Origin of the sequence: Halomonas sp. (assembly GCF_052095695.1) — a bacterium.
Taxonomy (GTDB): domain Bacteria; phylum Pseudomonadota; class Gammaproteobacteria; order Pseudomonadales; family Halomonadaceae; genus Vreelandella.
Map to the genome: position 1 here is coordinate 1 of NZ_JBQDLQ010000117.1, position 9,153 is coordinate 9,153.

The following is a 9,153-nucleotide window of genomic DNA, read 5'->3' on the forward strand; positions in this document are numbered from 1 at the left end:
CGTTCGTAACGACCTGGGGAAAGGTGCGAGCCGCCGCCTGCGTCGTGCGAACCAGCAAGTGCCGGCCGTTGTATACGGTGGCGAGAAAGGCGCGCAGTCTATCTCTGTAGAAAAAACAGCTTTCTACAAAGCGATCGAAGACGAGACTTTCTTCTCTTCAGTGATCAAGCTTGTGATTGATGGCAAAGAAGAGCAGGTTGTTGTTCGTGATTTGCAGCGCCACCCTTTCAAGCCGTTGTTGACCCATGCTGATTTCCTGCGCGTTGATGCCACTCACGAAATCACCATGAACGTGCCGCTGCACGTCACTGGCGAAGAGAAGTGTGTTGGTATCAAAGATCAAGGCGGCGAACTCCACGTACTGTCCAACGAAGTTGCGATCAGCTGCTTGCCGAAAGATCTGCCTGACTTCATCGAAGTCGACATCGCGGCGGTCGAGCTGGGTACGACGCTACACCTGTCAGACCTTACCATGCCAGCCGGCGTCACCTCTGTTGACCTGTCTCATGGTGAAGAGCACGACAATGCCGTTCTAAGCATCTCTAAAGTAAAAGAGCGTGTTGAAGAAGAAGACGAAGCCGACGAAGGCGAAGCAGGCTCTAGCGCCGAGTAAGTATTCCGCCAAGCACTCTAGTGGGGCCATGCCTGCATGGCCCTCGTGATGCTGACATGATGTTAAAATCAAGCGCCTCGGCGCTTGATTTTTTTTTGCGACAAGCCATCACTGGTAGCAGCCCTTCGGGCCGCCGCTTACGCGACGTCGAAAATTTCTTCTGGAAATTTTTTGGAGGTGGGAAGATGAGCCAGGTAAAGGCCATTATTGGACTAGGCAACCCAGGTACTGAATATGACGCCACTCGACATAACGCCGGCTTCTGGCTAGTCGATGCTATTGCGCAAAGTGCCTACAGCGAACTGCGCCCGGAAAAAAAGTTTTTCGGCCACTATGCAAAAGTGCGGATGGGCGAGCATGAGCTACATCTACTCAATCCCGCTACCTTTATGAATCGCAGTGGCGCCGCCGTGGCTGCACTGTGCCAGTTTTTTAAGCTTACGCCTGAAAATTTACTGGTCGCTCATGATGAGCTCGACCTGCCTCCCGGCCAAGCACGCTATAAAACGGGTGGTGGGCACGGCGGCCATAACGGGCTGCGCGATATTATTAGTGCATTAGGTGATCAAAAGCAGTTTCATCGCGTACGGATTGGCATTGGCCATCCCGGTGAAGCACGCCAGGTGACGAACTATGTTCTTGGGCGCCCCGGCAAGGCCGAACAAGAAGCCATTGTTCGCGCCACGGATGAGTGCATTGCCACCCTGCCATTAGCGCTATCAGGCGACTGGGCAAAAGCCATGAATCAGTTACATAGCCTTAAACCCGAGTAAGCTTTCTATAGGCAATCGTTAAGTCAGTGGCTGACGGCTAGCGCATCTCGTAGAATAGCGATTGCTTTCACGCCTTATTTTACACAAACGCTTTTCAAGAACACTTTTCAGGAACATTTTATGGGTTTCAACTGCGGCATCGTCGGTCTGCCCAACGTCGGCAAGTCCACACTGTTTAATGCACTGACCAAGTCAGGCATCGATGCAGAGAACTTCCCCTTCTGCACCATTGAGCCGAACGTGGGTATCGTTCCGATGCCGGACCCGCGTCTCGACAAGCTCGCTGAAATCGTCAAGCCGCAAAAAGTACTGCCGACCACGATGGAGTTTGTTGACATTGCCGGCCTGGTTGCGGGCGCCTCCAAGGGCGAAGGCTTAGGCAATAAGTTCTTGGCCAATATTCGTGAAACCCAAGCCATCGCCCATGTCGTGCGCTGCTTCGACAATGACAACGTCATTCACGTAGCCAACCACGTCGACCCACGCGCCGATATCGAAACGATTAATCTAGAGCTCGCCCTTGCCGATCTCGATACCGTTGAAAAAGCCAGCCAACGCCTCGTTCGCTCGGTGAAAGGCGGCGACAAAGATGCAATTGCTATCAAAGCAATTCTTGACCGCATTCAGCCGCACGTCGCTGAAGGGTTTCCGCTGCGCAGCTTTGGCTTGAGCGAAGAAGAACAGCGCCAGGTGAAGAGCTTTGGCTTCTTAACGCTGAAACCCACCATGTACATCGCTAACGTCAACGAAGACGGCTTCGAGAACAATCCCTATTTGGACATTGTTAATGAAATCGCCGCTGAGGAAGGCGCGCTCGTGGTACCCGTGTGCAATCAGCTGGAAGCTGAAATCGCTGAGCTAGATGATGAAGAGCGCTCTATGTTCTTAAGCGAAATGGGCATGGAAGAGCCGGGACTGGATCGCGTCATTCGTGCAGGCTACTCATTACTAGGCCTGCAAACCTACTTCACCGCCGGCGTGAAAGAAGTACGCGCTTGGACGGTTAAAGAAGGTGCTACCGCGCCTGAAGCCGCCGGCGTGATTCATACCGACTTCCAAAAAGGCTTTATCCGCGCCGAAGTTGTCGCATACGACGATTTTGTTTCGCTAAACGGCGAGCAGGGCGCCAAAGATGCCGGTAAATGGCGTCTGGAAGGCAAAGAGTACATTGTTAAAGATGGCGACGTGGTTCACTTCCGCTTCAACGTCTAATTGTCACGACGCCGCACGGCCCTAGGCGCATCAATGTGCTCAGAGCCGTGCGGCACGCCTGATAAACGATGTGCTTAAGAAAGCATCGCCTCAAGCCATCGATACTTGCCCCAGACTTTATCTGGCTGGAACGTATTATCCATGGAAATACTGTTCAACTTACTGATCCTGGGCAGCTTGCTACTCTCTATTATTGCTTTTGTGCAGTGGCTCTCTGCGCGCACGGCCTTTCCTGAAGCGACATTATTGGCGCTAGTGGGCATGACGCTCGGCTTCTCATACGCCACCCTGTCAACACTGTGGCCAGAGATCCACCAGTTCGAACCGCTATTGACCGCATCACTACCTGCCGAAATCTACCTGTGGATCTTCCTGCCTCCCTTGCTTTTTCAAGCGGCACTGAGTGTCGATGTCCGCGAAATGATGCCGGATGCGGCGCCTATTTTGCTGCTGGCAGTGGTCGCTGTTTTTATTGCCACCGGTATGGTCGGCGTCTCGGTGTGGCTATTGGGCGGCGTGGCACTCTCGACCGGTCTGTTGCTAGGGGCGGTCATTGCGACGACCGACCCATCGGCAGTGATTGCTATTTTTCGCAGCGTGGGCGCCCCGGCACGACTGATACGCTTAGTTGAAGGAGAAAGCCTACTCAATGATGCTGCCGCCATTGCTATCGTTGGCGTGCTGGTGGCATCGCTCACCGGCAATGCCGCCGCTGCCACGTGGCAAGCAGGCGCCTGGGCCCTTGCGGCCGACTTCGGTGGAGGCCTACTGTTTGGCGCCGCGGCCGGAAGAATTGGCGCTGCTGTACTGGCATTTTTTGGCAATGATGGCAAAGCACAAACGGCGCTCACGCTTTCGTTGCCCTATCCCGTCTACCTTATTGGCGAGAGCATTGGGGTATCGGGCGTAGTGGCGGTGGTGGCCACGGGGCTAGTGCTCAGCGGGCTAGGGCGAACGCGTACTTCGCCCGCCAACTGGGCGTATTTACAGCTACTTTGGGCGCAAATTGCCTCGCTCGCTGGTGCTACCGTGTTCCTGCTAGCCGCACTGCAGGTGCCGAAAATGCTGGAGGGCATTACGCTTGCATGGCTACCAATGCTCGCCGTGGTTATCGTGGCGACCCTACTGGCCCGCTTGGTAGCTTTATTCGGCTTTTTGCCACTGCTCAGCCGACTCAAACTTTCTGCCCCTATCAGCGCCAGTTACAAGCTAGCCATTACCTGGGGTGGATTGCGCGGCGCGGTGACGCTCGTGCTGGCCCTGGGCATAGCGGAGCAAACGGCACTCCCCGAACAGATCCGCCACTTCGTGGCTATTTTGGCCACTGGCTTCGTGCTATTCAGCCTATTAGTTAACGGCGCCAGCCTGCGCGGCGTTATTCGCTGCCTAAAGCTCAATAAGCTAAGCCACCACGACAGCGCTCTTCAGCAGCAAGCGATTCGACTATCGACCACGGATGTCGAAAATGCTGTCAAGCGCACCGCGCACAATCTTCATATTGCCCCGTCAATCACTGAGGAAGTCATTGCGCGCTATCACCGCGACATGGCCATTGAAACGGCACCGCTCGATCTTGATCAAGCCCTTCCAGAGCGTGATCGAATGACCATCGCCCTGGTCACACTGGCAATTCGAGAACGCGACCTTATTCCTCGCTATGGCAGCGGCGTCACCAGCATTCACAACCTGGATGCCATGATGCATAACAGTGGCAGAACTATTGATGCCGCCCGCTCAGACGGCCGTATTGGATACAACCGAGAAGCACGTAAAATCCTGGCCACCAGCCTCTGGCTCAAACCAAGCATTTGGCTCAACCGCCATCTGCGCATACGCTGGCCGCTGTCGTGGCTGCTGACTAACCGTTTTGAGCTGCTGATTTGCCGTCGTGCCGCGCTTGAGGAGCTGCGCCACTACAATGCGCAGCGGCTAACGCCACTCTTCGGGGAGCGCATGTGCGCCTTGCTCGATGAGATACTCGATGTCCGGATTACCGCGGTTGACCAGGCGATCCAGCAAACGGAAGCACAGTTTGGCCCCCATGCATATCGTCTCGAACAGCGCATGCTACGACTTTTTGCGCTCCGCCGAAGTACTGAGAGCATGGAAGAAATGGTACAAGACCGGTTAATTTCTCAACAGGTTTTCGACGATGTTCAGCGCGGCTTGCACCGCGCCTGGCGCAATGCCCTTGATCGCCCACATCTTTCGCACACTGCTGAAATGCCAGAAAAACACTCGAGCAGTGAGCCAAATAGAAGTGAGTAAAAGCACTATCGGCCACGCAGGGCAGTTTGCTGATATGATTCCTGGCACGAATCAGTTGACGAGTGAAATATCTCTGGTATCATTCGCCCCCGTTGAAAGGCTACGTAGCTCAGCTGGTTAGAGCACATCACTCATAATGATGGGGTCCCCTGTTCAAATCAGGGCGTAGCCACCAAACGCATTCAAGCAGTACAAAAAAGCCCGCTGATCACATCAGCGGGCTTTTTGCTTTGCTCTTATCTGTCTAGGCTCTTACCTGCTTCGGCTACCTACGTCAGCTCAAGACCGCTCGATTAAGAAATAGCGTCAGCGCGCGAGTCAAGTGCTCAACGTCGTGAGTACCTGCCGTTTCCCGGATAGAATGCATTGCCCACTGGGGGATGCCAACATCAATGGTGGGCACACCTAACTCTGTGGCGGTAATTGGTCCAATCGTGCTGCCACAGCCCATATCCGCTCGCGTTACAAACGACTGCACCGGCACGCTCGCCTCGCGGCACACATCTCTAAACAGCGCCCCTGTAACGCTATTGGTGGCATAGCGCTGGCTAGCATTCACCTTGATCACCGGGCCACCGTTAACCGCAGGGCCGTGACGCTCATCGTGCTTATCGCGGAAGTTAGGATGCAGTGCGTGGGCGTTATCACACGAAATCATGTAAGACGACTGAATCAACTGAATCAGCGATTCCTCACTACCTTTATCACCTTCACGGCCGCCCACTTGAGCATTAATGCGCTTGAGCACATCGGCTAAAAATGGCCCTTGGGCGCCACAAGCGCTGGCGCTACCCACTTCTTCGTGATCATTGGCTACCAATACAGCGCCCTGAGCACCATCACAGGCCAACAACGCTTCTAAGCCTACAAAACACGAAAGCAGATTATCTAAGCGCGCGCTTGCCACCAACTGCTGCTTGACGCCGATCAAAGACGGCGGCTGTACATCATAAAAACTTAGTTCAAAATCAACTATTTCAATATCATTCAAGCCATGCTGCTCGCTTACCCACTGTGCCAACAGCTCGCTGAGTGTGGCCGTCTCACTCTGCATCAGCACGGGCGCCATTTGCGTCTGAGCATTCAGCGCGCGGCCGCTGTTAACATCGCGGTCAAGGTGAATCGCCAGACTCGGCACCATAGCAATCGGCTGGTTAACGTTAAGCAGTACGCTTTCTAAGCGCCCATTCGCATGGCGTACATGCACTCTGCCCGCTAATCCCAAATCGCGGTCAAACCATGGCGCTAACAATACGCCGCCGTACACCTGCACACCCAGCTGTAGCCAGCCAGCAGATCGCTGTGTCGCGTTAGGCTTTAAGTGCAGTCCCGGGCTATCGGTATGCGCGCCTATCATACGCAGGCTGGTTAATTCAGACGCAGGCAGCTGAAAAGCAATAATCGCCGAGTCATTGCGAGTGACGTAATAGCGCTCACCCGGCGTCAGCTGCCAATTTGCCTTCTCTTCCAGCCGCTGAAACCCAGCTTGCTCCAAGCGTGCCGCCATATTGCCTGCAGCATGCCATGGAGTCGGCGATTGGCGCAGAAAATCGCATAGACGCGTTAAACGATCAGCGTTGAAAGTCTCGGACATGGAAATCCTCATAACAGTAATGATTGAGTCTCATCGTGCAAACGACCTGCTACAATATCCCTCGGCCTACGCAACTCATGGGTCATACGCGAGTCTAGGGAAGAATGAGTGTACACAAATCCGGGAGAGCTTGACTGATGAGCTTGTTTGCAACGCTTTCGCGTTCGGCCGCCCTTGCTGTCATGCTGGTTATTACCAGCCCAGCAGCATTAGCGCAACTTGAGCCGACCGATGAACAACGCCAGACGGCTGTGGAAATCGCGGACTCACTCCGCTATGGCCACTATGCTGATATTACCTTTGATGAAGCGTGGTCAGAAGATGTCTTCCAGCGCTATTTAGATATTCTAGATAATCAGCGAGCTTACCTGTTACGTAGTGATATTGAGCCCTACCGTCACTTAGAAGCCCACATGGCAGACGCTATTTTCAACGGTGACTTGGACGAGGCTTTCGCATTATACGATACCTTTAGTGAGCGGCAGCGTTCGCGCTTGGAGTCACTGCTTACACAGCTTGATGAAGGGCTAAACTTTGACTTTGAGAGCAATGAGCGCCTCGAAATTGATCGTGAGGATGCTCCGTGGGCTACGCGTAAAAGCGAGCTGGATAACCTGTGGCGCAAACGCCTCAAAAATGATGCCCTCACGCTTGCACTAACCGATCAGGATAACGAGCAGATTGAAAGTAACCTGCGCCAACGCTACGAGGGCCAGCTCACTCGTATAGACCAGACTGAGCCCGAAGACGTTTTCGGCGTACTCATGGCGGCAGTCACTGGCAGCATTGAGCCGCACACTGGCTATCTGTCTCCTCGTCAAAGCGAGTCGTTTGATATTCAGATGAGTCTTTCTCTGGAAGGTATCGGCGCGCTGCTTCAATCTGACGGTGAATACGTCAAAGTAGCAAGTCTAGTGCCCGGCGGCCCAGCAGAACGCGCAGGCATCTTGGAGCCAGCAGACCGCATTATTGCTGTTGGCCAAGAAGACGGTGAGATGGTCAACGTCGTCGGCATGCGCCTGGACAACGTCGTTGATCTCATTCGCGGCCCTAAAGGCTCTGTCGTTCGCCTGGATGTAGTACCTGCTCAGGCGGTTGATATGACGCGCTCACAAACCGTTGAAATTACTCGCGACACCGTTAGCCTTGAAGATCAAGCCGCTCACGGCGAAGTAATTGAGGTCGAGCGCGACGGTGAGCCTCATCGCCTTGGCGTGATCAACGTACCTACGTTTTACGTTGATTTTGACGCATTCCAAGCCGGTGAAGAAGAATATCGCAGCACTACTCGTGACGTAGCGCGAGAAATCGATCGCCTCAAAGAAGAAGGCATAGAAGGCATTGTGCTGGATCTTCGCAACAACGGCGGCGGTGCACTGCAAGAGGCCAACTCGCTGATCGGCCTGTTTATCGATCGCGGCCCAACGGTGCAAGTACGTGATGCACAAGGCCGTATTCAGCTGTATGGCGATACTGAAGCCGGTACTCACTACGATGGTCCGCTAGGCGTGCTTGTCAACCGTCTATCTGCTTCAGCGTCAGAAATTTTTGCGGGCGCCATACAGGACTATGGCCGCGGCCTGATTCTGGGTACATCAACGTTTGGCAAAGGGACGGTGCAAACGCTTAATGATCTAAGCCACGGGCAAATTAAGCTAACGCGCGCCAAGTTCTATCGTATTTCTGGCGACAGCACGCAAAATCGCGGCGTTGAACCGGATATCCTTTTTCCGAGTTTGATTGATCCCGAACGGATTGGCGAAAGCAGCTTAGATAACGCACTAGAGTGGGATACCGTACAAAACGTGCAGTATCGCCGCTATGGTGAGCCAGAAACCGTGCTGGATAAACTCATTGCCCAGCACGACACCCGGGCGCAGAACAATCCGAATTTCCGCTACCTGGAGCGCCAATCAACGCTGGCCCGTCAACTACGCGAGCAGCACACCAGCGTGAGCTTAAATCGCGAGCAGCGTAAGCGCGAAATGGAAGCTCAAGAAGCCGAGCAACTCTCTCTGGAAAACCAGCGCCGTCGCGTACTGGGTCTTGATGAGCTAGACGAGTGGATGGATGCTCGTAGCGAAGCCATAGAAGGCGCAGAAGGTGCAGAAGGTGCGTCAGAAGACTCAGATGCTGAGAGCGAGGGCGAAGAAGACGACAAAACGTCCGTTGATCGCGCTCATGTGCTTGAATCTGCAGAAATCTTACTTGACTACGCCAAACTTCAAGACAACCGCAGATTAGCCGCTAAACGCTAATTCATCAGGGCTCACGAACGCCGGCACCGTCAACGGGCCGGCGTTTTTTAATGACTAAATTGACGACATCAAAACACCATTTCGAGCACTCAATCGTCACATAGCCGTTGGCTAGACAGCATAAAACACCCTGGTGCCATTCGACAGCGGGCTAAGATATAGCAATGCAGTTAATGAGGGGTAAGAATATAGTACAGCGGAAAGGTTGCTAGCTTACAAAGACGTAAATGATGCCAGGCGTACTAGATGGCTCCTCGAACAGGACTCGAACCTGTGACCCAATGATTAACAGTCATTTGCTCTACCAACTGAGCTATCGAGGAATCTTGCGCTATCTCTAACGGTAAGCCGTCAGCGATAGTTAAATAAGGCAGTACAGCTTGGCTCCTCGAACAGGACTCGAACCTGTGACCCAATGATTAACAGTCATTTGCT

The 9,153-nt window shown here is 53.7% G+C and carries 6 protein-coding genes and 2 tRNA genes; 6 read left to right on the forward strand and 2 right to left on the reverse strand.

Translation table 11 applies throughout. The annotated features are described in order from the left end of the window. The 5 genes from ACTH5D_RS16280 to ACTH5D_RS16300 all read left to right on the forward strand — a co-directional run. Positions 1-613: 50S ribosomal protein L25/general stress protein Ctc (locus tag ACTH5D_RS16280; RefSeq protein ID WP_441673057.1), on the forward strand; the 613-nt coding region annotated here is incomplete at its 5' end. Positions 614-798: 185 nt separating this feature from the next. Beyond that, positions 799-1,386: an aminoacyl-tRNA hydrolase gene (gene pth, locus ACTH5D_RS16285; protein WP_441673059.1), complete on the forward strand. Its 588-nt coding sequence runs from the start codon at positions 799-801 to the stop codon at positions 1,384-1,386. Between the two features lie 120 nt (positions 1,387-1,506). Further along, a complete protein-coding gene (gene ychF / locus ACTH5D_RS16290) occupies positions 1,507-2,598 on the forward strand; it encodes a redox-regulated ATPase YchF (RefSeq protein WP_441673061.1) in 1,092 nt (363 codons plus the stop codon). A 141-nt stretch (positions 2,599-2,739) separates the two neighbouring features. Next, positions 2,740-4,866, forward strand: coding sequence for a cation:proton antiporter (locus ACTH5D_RS16295; RefSeq protein WP_441673063.1), 2,127 nt, complete (start codon positions 2,740-2,742; stop codon positions 4,864-4,866). A gap of 98 nt (positions 4,867-4,964) precedes the next feature. Continuing rightward, a tRNA-Met gene (locus ACTH5D_RS16300) sits at positions 4,965-5,041 on the forward strand. 99 nt (positions 5,042-5,140) lie between these two features. Here the strand turns inward: ACTH5D_RS16300 and ACTH5D_RS16305 are convergent. Further along, the gene (locus ACTH5D_RS16305; protein WP_441673065.1) at positions 5,141-6,460 is read right to left on the reverse strand and encodes a M18 family aminopeptidase; all 1,320 of its coding nucleotides are present in this window, start codon (positions 6,458-6,460) and stop codon (positions 5,141-5,143) included. Between the two features lie 137 nt (positions 6,461-6,597). Between ACTH5D_RS16305 and ACTH5D_RS16310 the strand changes: the two genes are divergently transcribed. Further along, on the forward strand, positions 6,598-8,718 hold the full coding sequence (locus tag ACTH5D_RS16310) for a carboxy terminal-processing peptidase (protein WP_441673067.1): 2,121 nt from the start codon (positions 6,598-6,600) through the stop codon (positions 8,716-8,718). A 247-nt stretch (positions 8,719-8,965) separates the two neighbouring features. Here the strand turns inward: ACTH5D_RS16310 and ACTH5D_RS16315 are convergent. Then, positions 8,966-9,041, reverse strand: a tRNA-Asn gene (locus ACTH5D_RS16315). Positions 9,042-9,153: the final 112 nt, after the last annotated feature.